Origin of the sequence: Wolbachia endosymbiont (group A) of Myopa testacea (genome assembly GCF_964027115.1) — a bacterium.
Lineage (GTDB): Bacteria > Pseudomonadota > Alphaproteobacteria > Rickettsiales > Anaplasmataceae > Wolbachia.
The window spans coordinates 1201917-1215565 of record NZ_OZ034729.1 but is presented as its reverse complement, the minus strand read 5'-3'; the positions used below and the strand labels follow the sequence as shown (position 1 = coordinate 1215565).

Annotated in this window: 11 protein-coding genes and 3 pseudogenes; 3 read left to right on the top strand and 11 right to left on the bottom strand. The window is 35.0% G+C overall.

Features of this window, described 5'->3' with window-relative positions; all coding sequences use genetic code 11:
• The first annotated feature begins 5 nt into the window (after positions 1–5).
• Positions 6–860 (top strand): FAD-dependent thymidylate synthase, encoded by an 855-nt coding sequence (gene thyX, locus AAGD91_RS06030; protein ID WP_341820975.1) that lies wholly within the window; start codon positions 6–8, stop codon positions 858–860.
• A gap of 72 nt (positions 861–932) precedes the next feature.
• Here the strand turns inward: thyX and AAGD91_RS06025 are convergent, their stop codons facing one another.
• A complete protein-coding gene (locus tag AAGD91_RS06025) occupies positions 933–3812 on the bottom strand; it encodes an ankyrin repeat domain-containing protein (RefSeq protein WP_341820974.1) in 2880 nt (959 codons plus the stop codon).
• A gap of 1005 nt (positions 3813–4817) precedes the next feature.
• Here AAGD91_RS06025 and AAGD91_RS06020 point away from each other — a divergent pair.
• Positions 4818–5840 (top strand): annotated as a pseudogene (locus tag AAGD91_RS06020) (IS110 family transposase).
• A 41-nt stretch (positions 5841–5881) separates the two neighbouring features.
• On the opposite strand, the gene AAGD91_RS06015 reads toward AAGD91_RS06020, so the two are convergent.
• Together AAGD91_RS06015 and AAGD91_RS06010 are read right to left on the bottom strand one after the other, a co-directional pair.
• Positions 5882–6652, bottom strand: a complete 771-nt coding sequence (locus AAGD91_RS06015) for a hypothetical protein (RefSeq protein ID WP_341820973.1) — start codon at positions 6650–6652, stop codon at positions 5882–5884.
• Positions 6653–7077: 425 nt separating this feature from the next.
• The gene (locus AAGD91_RS06010; protein WP_341820972.1) at positions 7078–7581 is read right to left on the bottom strand and encodes a hypothetical protein; all 504 of its coding nucleotides are present in this window, start codon (positions 7579–7581) and stop codon (positions 7078–7080) included.
• A 75-nt stretch (positions 7582–7656) separates the two neighbouring features.
• On the opposite strand from AAGD91_RS06010, the pseudogene AAGD91_RS06005 reads away from it, so the two are divergent.
• Positions 7657–8116 (top strand): annotated as a pseudogene (locus AAGD91_RS06005) (winged helix-turn-helix domain-containing protein); the annotation flags it as partial.
• Between the two features lie 9 nt (positions 8117–8125).
• On the opposite strand, the gene AAGD91_RS06410 reads toward AAGD91_RS06005, so the two are convergent.
• From AAGD91_RS06410 to AAGD91_RS05970, 8 genes and pseudogenes are all read right to left on the bottom strand, one after another.
• Positions 8126–8344 carry a transposase gene (locus AAGD91_RS06410; protein ID WP_410541925.1) on the bottom strand — a complete coding sequence of 73 codons (219 nt, stop codon included), beginning with the start codon at positions 8342–8344 and terminating at the stop codon, positions 8126–8128.
• A 184-nt stretch (positions 8345–8528) separates the two neighbouring features.
• A pseudogene (locus AAGD91_RS06000) lies at positions 8529–8816 on the bottom strand (IS630 transposase-related protein); the annotation flags it as partial.
• Positions 8817–8865: 49 nt separating this feature from the next.
• Positions 8866–8967, bottom strand: coding sequence for an IS630 transposase-related protein (locus AAGD91_RS05995; protein ID WP_213863610.1), 102 nt, complete (start codon positions 8965–8967; stop codon positions 8866–8868).
• Positions 8968–9165: 198 nt separating this feature from the next.
• The gene (gene folD / locus AAGD91_RS05990; protein WP_341820971.1) at positions 9166–10044 is read right to left on the bottom strand and encodes a bifunctional methylenetetrahydrofolate dehydrogenase/methenyltetrahydrofolate cyclohydrolase FolD; all 879 of its coding nucleotides are present in this window, start codon (positions 10042–10044) and stop codon (positions 9166–9168) included.
• Positions 10028–10693 carry a UbiX family flavin prenyltransferase gene (locus tag AAGD91_RS05985; RefSeq protein ID WP_253309371.1) on the bottom strand — a complete coding sequence of 222 codons (666 nt, stop codon included), beginning with the start codon at positions 10691–10693 and terminating at the stop codon, positions 10028–10030. The genes folD and AAGD91_RS05985 overlap by 17 nt, the downstream gene beginning before the upstream one ends.
• Positions 10686–10952 (bottom strand): DUF2312 domain-containing protein, encoded by a 267-nt coding sequence (locus tag AAGD91_RS05980; protein ID WP_064125346.1) that lies wholly within the window; start codon positions 10950–10952, stop codon positions 10686–10688. Before AAGD91_RS05980 ends, AAGD91_RS05985 begins: the two co-directional genes overlap by 8 nt.
• A 13-nt stretch (positions 10953–10965) precedes the next feature.
• Positions 10966–12249 carry an HlyC/CorC family transporter gene (locus tag AAGD91_RS05975; RefSeq protein ID WP_341820970.1) on the bottom strand — a complete coding sequence of 428 codons (1284 nt, stop codon included), beginning with the start codon at positions 12247–12249 and terminating at the stop codon, positions 10966–10968.
• A gap of 88 nt (positions 12250–12337) precedes the next feature.
• The gene (locus tag AAGD91_RS05970; RefSeq protein WP_341820969.1) at positions 12338–13516 is read right to left on the bottom strand and encodes an aspartate aminotransferase family protein; all 1179 of its coding nucleotides are present in this window, start codon (positions 13514–13516) and stop codon (positions 12338–12340) included.
• Positions 13517–13649: the final 133 nt, after the last annotated feature.

The window sequence follows — 13649 nt, the reverse complement described above, 5'->3', positions numbered from 1 at the left end:
ATTTTATGAATGAAGCAACTAAACGAACTACAGTAAAAGAAATAGATGAAATCTTATATGAAGAACATAAGGTATTAGACCATGGATTTATTCGAGTAGTGGATTATATGGGCTCTGATAGCGCTATAGTTCAAGCTGCTCGTGTTTCTTATGGCAAGGGAACAAAACAGATAAGTCAGGATGAAGCACTTATAAAGTATTTAATGAGACATCATCATACAACTCCATTTGAAATGTGTGAAATTAAGTTTCACGTGAAACTTCCAATTTTTGTTGCAAGGCAATGGATAAGGCATAGAACTGCAAATGTGAATGAATATTCGGCAAGATATTCAATACTTGACAATGAATTTTATATACCAAAACCAGAACAGATTGCAAAACAATCTGATAATAATAAACAAGGTAGCGGTGAAGCTTTTGATCCGGATACCTCAAAGGAAATAATAGATTCTCTAACAAACGACTCTAATTTAGTATATTCTCATTATGAAAAAATTATTGAGCAGGGGCTTGCAAGAGAAATTGCCCGAACTAACCTAACGCTTAATTACTACACGCAATTTTATTGGAAAATAGATCTGCATAACCTCCTTCATTTTTTGAAGCTTAGAGCTGATAAGCATGCCCAATATGAAATCAGAGTTTATGCAGAAGTTATGCTGGATATAATAAAAAAATGGGTCCCATTGGCCTACAATGCCTTTGTTGAATATTGCCTAGAATCAGCTTGTATTTCAAGAACTGGTCTAGAAATAATTCGCAAATTAATTAAAGGGGAAAACGTTACTAGAGAAGAAAGTAATATTGGTAAAAGAGAATGGGACGAGCTGATGTCTATACTTGATAAACAATCTTAAAGATAAAGGCATACGCGTCAATCTCCTCTGTCAGTTAACTCTCGTTCACCAAATTGAATCTTGCTTTTTACATCACATTAACTCATCACTTTTATAGAACATCTCATTAAAATCATCCAAAGTTCCAAAATCTTTATTTTGAACAAATAGATGACCATCTGTTATGTATGCCTTAGGCAGGGTAAATGGTTTATCATAATGCTGCGATGCTGGCCTAACAATTTCATTATATAAAACCATTACTTGCTCGTAGTTATATCCATCACCAGCATGATATTTACCACGTACGGTATCATAAAAATTCTTTATATCATCATATGTCACTTGCAGCTCCACCTCATACTTTCCCACTTCAAGAGGACTTCCTGTCCTTATTTTTAAGGGATGTTGTGCATTTGCAATACTGTTAGAATCTTCTGCTTCACTATCAGAATTTTTATCCATATTTTCTATCACACTTGCCATAACAGTTTCTTGTTCGTCTTCTATTGGTTTTGCTTGTTTTTCAATTTTATTATTGCTACTGTCAGTTTCCACAGTGACTTTTCTTGTTTCCATATCTTTTTGAGCTTTCTCATTACTTTGCTTGCGTATTTCATCTCCATGCAATTTCTCCTGCAGAGCTTTTTTCGTATCAGCATAATCATCACGATTGCTTTGCAAAGCTGGTTGATCTTCAACATAACTGCTGCTATCATCCGCTTGCATTTGATCTATATAGTTAGATTCTTCTTCCTGTATAGTATTTTTTGTAACTCCCTTAAGGTAATCAAGCATATCTTTTCCAGTCTTTTCCCAACTTGGAGCATCTTTTAAGCATTTTTGATGAGAAGGATCATCATCAGCATATCTTCTATCATTATATATTACATTTTTTAATATTCTTCTATCATTTATCCATTGTTCAGCATGCTCAAATAGCGTCCATCCTTCATTACCACGAATATCAACATCAGCTCCATTCTTTATCAGGTACTTTACTTTGTCCAATTGTCCATGCCTTACTGCATGAATAAGTGGTGTCCAGCCTTCACTATCTCGAATATCAATATTTGCATTATTCTTTATTAAATATTCTAATATCTCTTGGTTTCCTAAATTAACAGCAAAGTGTAAAGGTGCTAAACCGTAACTATCTTTAACATTAACATCTGCACCATGCTTTATTAGATATTTAGCCACTTCCATGTTTTTTATACTCATAGCAAAATGTAATGGAGATTTACCAGAACTAATATCTCGAGTATTAATATCTACATTGTGATCTATTAAGTATTTAGCTATCTCTATATGTTCTAGTTCAATAGCATAATGTAGTAGTGTTTGAGCAGAGGTGTTTTTGACATTAAGATCTGCACCATGTTGAGCTAAATATTCTACCATATCCAGTTCACCTAGCTTAACAAAATGGAATATCGGATTACGTATATTAATATCTGCACCATTGTCCACAAGATATTTTACTAAAGCTGTGTTCTTTATAGCATAGTCGAGCGGCCTGAGATTGTGAGCATCTGGAATATTAGGATTTGCACTATGTTCCACTAAGTATTCAACTATTTCCATGTTTCCCGATTTTATGGCATAGTGCAAAGGTGTCTTAAAACAAGAGTAATCAGTTCCTTCGTAATAAATATCTTGAGAATTGAGATTTGCACCTTGATCGATAAGATATTTTGCTATTTCTGTATTTCCTAATTTAATAGCATGATGTAGCGGTGTTTGTCCGGCTTTATCTTTCGCGTCAATATTTGCGCTATGTTCTACAAGTTCGATAACTTCATTCAAATTCCCTGATAAAGAAGCGGAGTGCAAACGCGTCGCACCGGTTACCTCATTTGTTTCATTTATGTTTCCTATAGTATCTTCTGCATTATCTTCTTCAACTGCCCTTTTCTTTCTAGATTTGACTTCACTTTTCACTGTAACTTCTTCGTTCATAGGTTGATCACTAAACATAACTTCTGCATCTATCTGGTTACTATCTTTCTCCAACCCATGAGATAATTTTTCAGATAGCTGATCACCACTCAAATATGGTTCCTTTGAATATTTAGCGTAATTATAGGGATCAGTGCTGTCTGCTGAATAAAACCCACTTTCAAAGTCTGAGTAGAAGCTTTGATTGAGCGCGAAAAATAAATTTTCATAATCAAGTAGCATGTCATAATCAGAGCTAACATAATGCAAGAATTCACTATCTTCATAATCTGCTATATAGAATTTTTCGGAATCAAGGGTAATTTCATTTGTCCCCTTACCTTCTGCAGTAAACTGTAAAACTACTTTTGAACGCCCGTTACCTACGTCATTACCTTTTACCACTTTAAACAAGGTAATTTCACCTTTTTCTATGAACTCCTTTAATTTCTCATTCTTTTGATCTAATTCTTCTTCTGCTTGTCTTTTCTCTCTTATCAATTTCTCCTCTTTTTCAGTAGCTCCATTTTGCAACTGTAAAAACATCTCTTGTGTGGTTAAGCTATTTGTGTTGCTTAAAAAATTATCTAACATATTTGATGCAATTGGTGACAATTCACCGTGATCATCAAATACTTTTTCTTTTGCCTTATCATAGTGATTTGGGTTATAGATTGCATAAAGAGGATAAAAGCCATAATCTGCTATTGACGCCCCATCAGATGATAGTTCCATTGAGAATCCATAGTGATTAAGTGGAAGATTGGAAGTTAAATATCTACCGTTATCATCCCTAACGTATAGCTCACTTCTACCATTGTGCTCACTATATTTATTGTAGTAGATATAAAAATTCTCATGGTTAAGATTGAAGTGATCATCTAGGTTATCGAATTGAATTGTACTGCCAAGCTTCTCACGCAAAAGATTTTTGCTTTCATCTGTAAGCCTCATACGTGCAGAAAAGTAGTATCGATCTATAGGTTCGCCTTTTTCTATCTCAAAGTTCAAAGTAATCTTGTCGTTGACCATTGGTAGCCTCCAAACATTATGTAAATCTATTCATTATTTTATTTATCAATCATACGGTGAGTACTATGAAAAATGTGTTAAGTATTAAGATTTTTTTTTCTCTATCTAGATAAGGTAACATTAATCTGTCATTTCAGCGCGTGAAGCTGGAATCCAGCTTTTTAAGTCATGAGAGCTACGAAAAATTACTTTACAAACTCCGCCAGCCCTCTTATCATGAAACTGAAGTTATTTATTTATCTTCGCAATCTGTGCAGGTTAATGACAAAAAACTTAGGGTATTTGGCGTCTCATGTTTAATTTTTCGCACTACGTGCATCGCATGTCTTTAAAAATTTCTGGGTTTTTACCTATAAAAGCCGAAACGCGCTTACAAAGCGTTTAAGACAGCAAAAAACGTCAAATTAACAAAGGAGAATTTGAATGCTAGCTACTACGGGGTTTCTTTGCCTTTTTTTCCGCTCAGTAAATTTCTTAACGTTTATAATTTAGGTTAGTTGCAAGTTAAAAGCAGCTAAATCGCTCTTAATCAAGCGTTTTAGAATAAAAAAACGCCGATATTTTAGTACATAGTAAATAGCCAACCACCAACGGGGTTTCTTTTACCTTTTTTTTTATTTAGTAAATTTCTTAATGTTTGTAGCTAAAGCAACTTAAGAGACCGAAAATGGTGTCATTCCAGCGCGTGACGCTGGAATCTAGTCTTCATTATGCAGCCACTTATTTAAAGTTAAGTTTTCTGGATCCAAGTAGTCTGGGCACTGGGATGACAAGAAAGAGGCTTGTATCTTGTAAAAAGCATCTAATGTTTTAAGCTTAAGCATTAGATGGAGAAGGGAAGCACTCTGTCATAGGGCTTAGATATAAAATCTGTCAAGTAGATAAGAGCTCCCTTCTCAAAGGTATAGGCTGTACGGTATCATAGAAAGACCTAAATGGTTCTAATTCTGTATCCGCAAGAATAGCCTTACTTTTCATTTTTAATGGTAACGTATGGGGTTATATATGATCAACAACTTTCTGGGAATAGATGTATCAAAAGATCGCTTTGATGTTTTTCTCTCATTTATAAGTAAAAAAGGAAAACATGAAACTAGGAAAAGAAGCTTTAAGAACGATGATAATGAGTTTCAAGGTCTGCAGAGCTTTCTACAAAAACATAACGTAGAGCAAGTGAAAGCTTGTATGGAAGCTACTGGTTGTTATAGTGAAGCTCTGGCTAAATTTCTACACAATGCTGGACATTTTGTAAGTGTTGTAAATCCTTATTGCATAAGATCTTATGCAATAAGTAAGCTTGTACGACAAAAGAATGATCAGACCGATGCGGAAATTATTGCTGATTACTGCCAAAGACAGGAACCAACTCGTTGGACACCACCTTCTCCGGAGTTAAAAAAATTAAAACATCTTTATCCTTGCTCGGCTGCGTTAAAAGATGAATTGACATTAGTAAATAACCACTTAGAAAAAAAAGAGAGACTGCCTAAAGAAGTTACAAATGCTTGGGAAGACCTTGCAATGAATATAGCTCAAAAAATAGAAACAATAAAAAACTCCATACGTGAACTATTAAAGCAACACAAAGAGTTGTTGGAAAATTTTCAACTTCTATTAACTATTTCAGGCATAGGAGAGGAATCAGCAATAGCTATCTTAGCTGAAGTTCCTGACATAAAAGCTTTTAGAAATGCCAGGCAATTGGTAGCATATGCTGGAGCTATACCACGAAATATAACGTCAGGTTCCTCTGTATATGCCAAGCCCAGATTAAGTAAATCAGGTTAACGAACACTACGTAAGGCAATGTATTTTCCTGCTATAGTAGCTAAAAATCACAATCCTATTATTATGACTTTTTGCAAGAGATTAAAAGAAAAAGGCAAGCATAATATGGCCATTGTGGGAGCTGCGATGCGTAAGTTACTCCATATTGTTTTTGGCGTTCTAAGTTCAAAGAAGGCTTTTGATTCAGATCATATCAAAAACTACAGGGCAAAGCTGTTGGAGGAAGGTTTACTTAGCTGATTGTTAAAAAAAATACTTTCAATCTTATATGAAATATTGCCTTATTTTGTAATTTTCTTGTTGACTAACGAGACGGTATCTGCTTTTTCCTTGATCCTAAGTTCCTGCATTGGCAATCTATTCTCATCAATACTCGTGCCATCTTCAAGTACTGCAGGTATTATGATCTTCTCAAACTGTCGCTCTGATTTTTTCTCTAAATAACCAAATATGTCGTAAACACTGATCCTTTGACCAATCACTAAAAATGGCGTATCAGCAGTGTTACGCCTTGAAGTTATGCATTGTTCAAACTTTTGACAGGCACTGATCAGCGATACCCGACTATAAGCGCAGCTTGCATCATGTAAATCATCAAGGATAATGCAACCACCGTACTTTCGACCTTCATCAAAATCAAGAGAACTATCCCCAGCTCCTGTACCTGTTACATGCCCTGATATTGAAAAGCCATTAACAAAACCTCCTTCTTTAGTTCTAATTACTCGCGTACTTTTGCGACCAACTACTTTTACGTTTGGAAAGACTTGACGGTAAAATGGAGACTCAAGGACAATGTGCAGTTCATTGATTTTTTCACGCATCAAATCTCTTTGGTGTGTAATATACATAAACTTTGCCCTTGGATTATTACCGAGGGCAAACGCCACATGAAATATAAAACCCAGTGTTGTCTTAGCACAGCGTGGTGGTATGTTCCACCATTGACTGTGTGCTTTTTCAAACACCAAGCGATTAATGCTGCTGAACAGCACGCACAAATGGTTTTTGCTGCCATCTTCTCTTTTTAAATTTAATCTGATATTAAACACTCGCAGCATGACTTGAAACGCAAAGAAACCAAAATCTTTGCGGCATAAATCTAGGTCTTTTTGAATTGTAGTTTTCAATGTTTTAATCTTTTGCGAGATAAATAAATTTCTATAATTTCTGCTATAATTAGTAAAAGCAGAGGACCTAAAAGCATAACCTGCAGAAGCAAGGGGGCATCACTAAGAAACAACAGATCAACTATCAAATACCCCACGACAACACAGGAGATTACCATAAACACTACATCAATTGCTAAAAACAATCCAAAATAAATTAGACCCTGTATCCATGGACCAAAACCGAAAAACAAACCCAAAACGCAAGCCCAGAATATAAATATAGCTCCAACAAAAGTACTTTCTGACATCATTTTGTCTCATATAATATTAATATATTAATATTATATTATGTATAGTATAAAAAATCAAATTAAATTCCTACCAATACCCTGACCAAGTCCACCCAACATTTGATTTATAGCTATCCAACGATCATTTAAAGATTTTCCGTAAGAAGTGTAACCACCACCTAGATTTTGACCAATTTGTGCACCAAGACCATGTGCTCCGATAAGACTTTGCAGCCCTCCTAAAGATGAACCGATAAAGTCATTCAAGCCACGCGACGCAAGTTCAGAGTTTAAACTTGCAACTTTAGATAGACCATAGCTTGATTGATCAAGCACACTTGCTCTTAATTGGTTGCCAATCATTTGATTGCTAATAAACTGCTGGTAAGGATTGCCTTGATATTGCGATGCTATTTGATTAATAAATCCTCCTGGACCATCTTTTCCTAAGCCCCCAAGACTATCCATGAATTTATTGTACCGACCATACAATTCTTTTTGTACTCCGATATTATTTTCAAATTGGCGATTAGCTTTAAAACTACCAAAAAGAAAGTCAAATAAATCTCCTAATACCAATTCCCGCTATACAAGTAACGGATAGACAATAATGGAAAAAAGCCATACTGGAGTAAGTAAAATAGCGAGGTTTAAATGGCATTAAGATCAAAATTATTGGATGAAAAAGTGAGCAAAAGAAATGCTGAAGAAAGTAAGAAATAATGCATATGTTGCAAAAAAACTAAATGCTGTAATTGCAGCAAAAAAGCATAGTATAACAGCCGTAGCAAAAATATGTTGCATTTCAAGAAAGGTACTTACTGCATGACCTAAAATTTGGCAGAGAAGAAAAATTATTTGCTCCACCTCAACGCCGTAGAAAAACTATATTGAACCAAAGCCAACTTGAACAAGTTGAAGCATGGATACAAGAAAATCCCAACATTACCATTAAAGAAACGAGAATAAGAATTCAGGAAAAGTTTGGTTTAGCAAGTCTACAGTACACCGTAATATGCAAAGAATGAAATTCTCATATATCACACCAAGACCAGTGCATAACGGACAAGATAAAAGTAAACAAGAGGAGTTAAAAAAAATCTTAATGAAACTATAGTATTTTCTAAAACGAATGATAAACGTCTAAAATGGTATTACCAACTAAAAGGTGTAAGTCTGTACATTGATGCATTAGAGGTCTGAGGCGACTTTTGATGGTGTGCCAACAATGCTCTATCGGATTTAGATCAGGTGAATATGTTGGAAGATAAAGCAAATGACAGCCAAAAGACTCTATTAATGACTTTGTTTTGGGAGTTTTATGGAATATAGCATTATCCATAACTATGGTTGTATTACGCTGCAATTGTGGTTTGCTCTAACCATACATTAAATACATCTTTATTACACCCTCCTGTGAAGGTCATTGGTGCAATAAACTTCTTTTCAATCCATCCACCTATTATACTCACTCTTTCCCACTTTTTTCCTGGAACATCAGCATATATTTTTTCTCCTCTTGGAGCTCATGCATATTCTCGGTATAGTCTATTATCAACTCCTGCTTCATCTATATATAAAATGCTACAGTGGTCTATTTTTGAGACTTTATCGATAAATTGCTGCCTATCTTCTTGATTGCGCTCTTGATAGAATGTGACTTTTTTTAAGGTTATTTTTAGCTGTTTTAACCTATACCAAGTTGCACTTATTCCAAAGCCAAGGTTTTGTTTCATTTCTGCTAGTGTGTGATCCGGGTGTTTTTTAACATAGTCTACAAGTATTTTTGGGTCTATTTTCCGAATAAAACCAGTACTTTTTACCGCTTTGAGACCTTGGCCAGTAGCTTTCTTTTTTAACCATCTATATAGTGTCTATCTCAAAAACCTCTGCAACTTCAACCTTTGACTTTCCTTTTTCTACCAAAGATACTGCTTTTTCCCTTAAATCTACACTATATACCATAGCTTTCCCTACTTTAAAAAAACATATTATACCTTTATCATTCGCTTTTGAAAATACTATACTTGTAGAGAAAAAAGAATAGATGATGATCCTAAATATTTAATAAATTTGACTACTGAGGAATTTCAAAAATCTCAATTTTTTATTAATTGTGAGATGTGGTACATTCTATCTTCATATAGCTTTTCTCTTCATACCTCAACTAATGAAATTAGAAGCATCAACTCCCTTCTGCAAGCAAGCAGCAATAACAGTGTTCATCATTAGAAATGCAATTGTCATTGGGCCAACGCCTCCGGGTACTGGGGTAATAGCTTTGGCTTTCCCTTTTATTCCCTCAAAGTCAATATCACCTACAAGCTCTCCTACATTAACACTATTTATGCCAACATCGATCACTATTGCACCTTTCTTTATCCAGTCTGCTTGAACAAAATTTGGCTTTCCGACTGCTGCAACTACTATATCCGCTTTAGAGCAATATTCAGCTAAATCTTTACTCTGTGAGTGCAAGATGGTAGCAGTGCAATTTTCCTGCAGCAATAGGTGAAACATTGGCTTGCCCACGATATTTGACCTACCAATCACCACTGCGTTTTTACCGGAAAGGTTCTCTTCAATTGATTTAATTAAATGCAAAGAACCTTTAGGAGTGCAAGGTATAAGGCAGTTTTTTTCACCTTTAACTAATCTACCAACGTTTTCATCGTGGAAGCCATCTACATCTTTTTCAATACTTACTGCGTTAATTACTCTGCTTGCACTAATATGATTTGGTAAAGGCAACTGTACTAAAATGCCATGCACAGATCGATCTTCATTTAACTCATTGATTTTTTCAATCAATTCATCTTCTGAAATATTATTAGGCAAAACAATGGTCTCAGAACTTATGCCTATTGATTCTGCTTTTTTCTGTTTGTTGCGAACATAAACCTGACTTGCTGGATTGCTGCCCACGAGAATTACTTTCAGGCAAGGAAAAATGTTATACTCTCTCTTTAAAATATCAATTTTTTGTGATAGCCTCTCACATAGGTCGTTTGCTATTTTTTTACCATCAATAATAATTGTCACTTCCTTGCCACTCCTTAAAGTCAGGTAATTTGATATCAAATAAATCCAATACTTTGCCAACAGAATGATTAATAATATCATCCAACGATTTTGGTTTAATATAGAAAGCAGGCACTGGTGGAGCAATTATTGCTCCCATCTCCGTTAATTTTAACATATTTTGTAAATGCCCAAGATGTAGTGGTGACTCTCGCACCATAAGAATTAATTTTCTTCTTTCTTTTAGCGTTACATCTGCAGCCCTTGTCAATAGATTGGAAGTAACACCTGATGCAATTTCAGACATTGTCTTCATAGAGCATGGTGCTACAATCATTCCTGAGGTTTTAAATGAGCCACTTGCTATTTTTTCTCCTATTTTTTCTTCAGAATAGTAAAAATCTGCAAGTGATGTAATATCTTCAAGTTTTTCTTTAATCTCATGAGCTAGAGTTATTTTTCCAGCACGACTTATCACTAAATGAGTTTCATAACCAAATTTGCAGCGCGTGACGCTGGAATCTATATTTCTTTTTCCCTGGATCCCAGTGTCAGCTACTCGGATGACAGGGATAAGAGATCTATTAATATTTCTTAACGCCTCTAAAATACGTACACCGTAAATAGAACCAGATGCTCCACTTATTCCAATTACAATTCTGCTATTCACTTAACTCTTCTTCGTAGCTCATTCCCAATGCACGTTTATAGGTATCAAGCAATATTTCTTGTTCCTCTCTGTCATCATCATCCATCTTCCTCAGCCTAATAATTTGTTTCATCACTTTTATATCCCAACCTTCATCTGCGGCTTTTACATATACATCACGAATGTGATCTTGCACATCCCTCTTTTCTTGTTCAAGTTTTTCGATTCTCTCTATGTAACCCTTCAACTCTTCAGCCGTTATTTTTACTGTATCTTCCATGAAACTCCACTAATTAATTGCTGCTACTAGTATTACCAGTTTTTACTTGCACTTCAACAACAGTAATAATATTTTTATCTTTTTTTAAAATCTTAAAGCGAAAACCATACATGGAAAACTCCTCGCCTTCGTCAGGAATGCGCTCTATTTCATTCACAATCATACCTGCTAGAGTTGTAGCTTCTTCACTAGGGAGATTCCAGTGTAACTGCCTGTTAATATCTCTAATCGTGGATTCTCCTTCTATATAATACACATTGTCAGACATCTTCTTTATAAAATTCTCCGTAATCAAATCATGTTCATCGGAAATTTCTCCAACTATTTCTTCTAATATATCCTCAAGAGTTACAATTCCTTGCAATGCTCCATATTCATCAACAACAAGTGCAAAGTGTTTCCTATTCTTACGGAAATTGTGAAGTTGTACACTAAGCGGCGTACTTTCTGGTATGAACCAAGGCTTTGACATAACTTGGGTAATGTCAACTTCTTCCGCTTTATTATTCTTTTCACGCAAGGCATTTATTAGACCCTTCACGTGAATTACACCGATAATATCATCTGGTTCTTTTTGCCATAAAGGTATCCTACTATGACTGCTAGTTAAAATTTCCCTTATCAACTCTTCTTTACTTCGATTTATATCAAGAGAAAATAAATTTCTTCTATGGGTCATAATTTGTGATATTTCTGTCTCAGCCAAATCAAGTATGCTGCTTAGCATATCTAAATCCTGTTGTAACATAGTTCCTTCACTGCGGTGAAGAGTAATCATATTACGCATTGCATCCGCTGCAGATATTACTTCCTTATCTTTATGCAGCCCACATAATTTCAGGATGAGGTTAACAATAAATTGAATACCTAGCGTCAATGGAGAAAAAATCTTTACAAAAAACAATACAAAATAAGCAGAAAATGATGCAAATTTTTCAGGATTTTGAATAGCATAAGTTTTTGGTAGAACTTCGCAGAATAATAAAATACAAAATGTCATTATAATTGTTGATAGGAGAATGCCCTCATTTCCAAAAAGATTGATAAATATTGCTGTAAATAAAGCAGAGCAAGTAATATTAATAATTGTATTGCCGAGCAATACCGTTCCTATTGTCAATTCTTTCTTATTTAATAAGCGGTCTATTATCCTGGCTCTTTTGTTACCGTCTAGCTTTAGCTTATTAACTCGAGAACGGCTAATTGAGGTTAAGCCTATTTCTGCTCCTGAGAACAAAAACGATAAAATTAACAAAATAAAAATTGCTGATGATACTAAGACCAATAACCAATCCATTAAAGTACGATGTTATTGTGATAAAAAATAAAATTAATTTTACATGTTCTGAGAGGTATTTGCAAGCCTGAATTTATATTGCCGAATTTTATATATCTTTAATCTTAAAAAATAAATCATAAAGCATATTACACGCCGCATTCACATGCTCATCCTCAATGATAAGTGGTGGGGTTATCCTTACTACTTTGTTGTTTGAAACCCTAGTTATTATTAAACCTTTATCAAGAGATCGACTAATAACTTTATCAGCTACAGGAGTTGCTAGTTCTATTCCCATTAGTAGCCCTTCTCCACGAACTTCTGAAATCATCTCAGGAAATTCTTTAGCTAAAGGCAACAGCTTTTCTTTTAAATATTTACTAATTCTCTTAACATGATCAAAAAAGCCTTCTTTTAGCATTATATCGAGCACTGCATTACCAACAGTCATGGCAAGTGGATTGCCACCATAGGTTGATCCATGAGTTCCTGGAGTGATTGCTTCTGCTATGTAATCTTTTACTAAACATGCAGCTAGAGGAAAACCGTTACCCATAGCTTTTGCACAGGTTAGCATATCAGGTTCAATGCCGACATTTTGATAATAAAATAAAGAACCGATGCGTCCATATCCGCATTGCACTTCATCAAAGCACAAAATTATCCCTTGAGCTTTTGTTATTTTCCTTACTTTTTGAAGATATTCTACGTCTAGTGGATATACTCCGCCTTCGCTTTGTATGGGCTCTAAAAACACAGCAGCTGTTTCATCGCTGATTTTTTTCTCTAAAGCTTTAATGTCATTTCTTGGCACTTTATCAAAACCAGAAAGGAGCGGAGCAAAACCTTCGCGTGATTTTTCATTGCCTCCAGCAGAAATTGCAGCAATACTGCGGCCATGAAACCCTCCTTCAATTGTAACAATACGATTACGTGTTGCTTGCCCTTTTGAATAAAAGTAACGACGAATAAACTTAATTGCAGCTTCTGTTGCTTCAAGCCCACTTGAGCAGAAAAAAACTTTATCTGCAAAAGTAAGGGTTGTTAAACGGTCAGCAAGCCTTTCTTGCTTGGGAATAGTGAAAATGTTAGAGCAGTGCCATAGTGAGCTCAATTGCTCTTTCAGTTTGTCTGTAATGTATGGATGACAATGCCCTAAAGAAGTTGTAGAAATACCTGCAGCAAAATCTAAATATTTTTTACCATCTTTGTCAAAAAGATATGCCCCTTCTCCCCTAACTATAGGAGTGTCAAGTCTATTGTACGCATTAACAACATGATCCATTTTATAAGTATTGTGGTATTATCTGTATTATACCTGAAATGAATCCATTAACACAAAGCTTTTCCTTTAACCTCTTATGCTACCTCAACTAAAAATTTGGCTAATTCAAACCCTTTCTGTCATTCTATAGCTA

Excerpts from the sequence above, each read along its gene's own strand:
- thyX (WP_341820975.1), top strand. The coding sequence starts at position 6 with ATGAATGAAGCAACTAAACGAACTACAGTAAAAGAAATAGATGAAATC.
- AAGD91_RS06025 (WP_341820974.1), bottom strand. The coding sequence starts at position 3,812 with ATGGTCAACGACAAGATTACTTTGAACTTTGAGATAGAAAAAGGCGAA.
- AAGD91_RS06410 (WP_410541925.1), bottom strand. The coding sequence starts at position 8,344 with ATGGATAATGCTATATTCCATAAAACTCCCAAAACAAAGTCATTAATA.
- AAGD91_RS05995 (WP_213863610.1), bottom strand. The coding sequence starts at position 8,967 with ATGGTATATAGTGTAGATTTAAGGGAAAAAGCAGTATCTTTGGTAGAA.
- AAGD91_RS05980 (WP_064125346.1), bottom strand. The coding sequence starts at position 10,952 with ATGGAAGATACAGTAAAAATAACGGCTGAAGAGTTGAAGGGTTACATA.
- AAGD91_RS05975 (WP_341820970.1), bottom strand. The coding sequence starts at position 12,249 with ATGGATTGGTTATTGGTCTTAGTATCATCAGCAATTTTTATTTTGTTA.
- AAGD91_RS05970 (WP_341820969.1), bottom strand. The coding sequence starts at position 13,516 with ATGGATCATGTTGTTAATGCGTACAATAGACTTGACACTCCTATAGTT.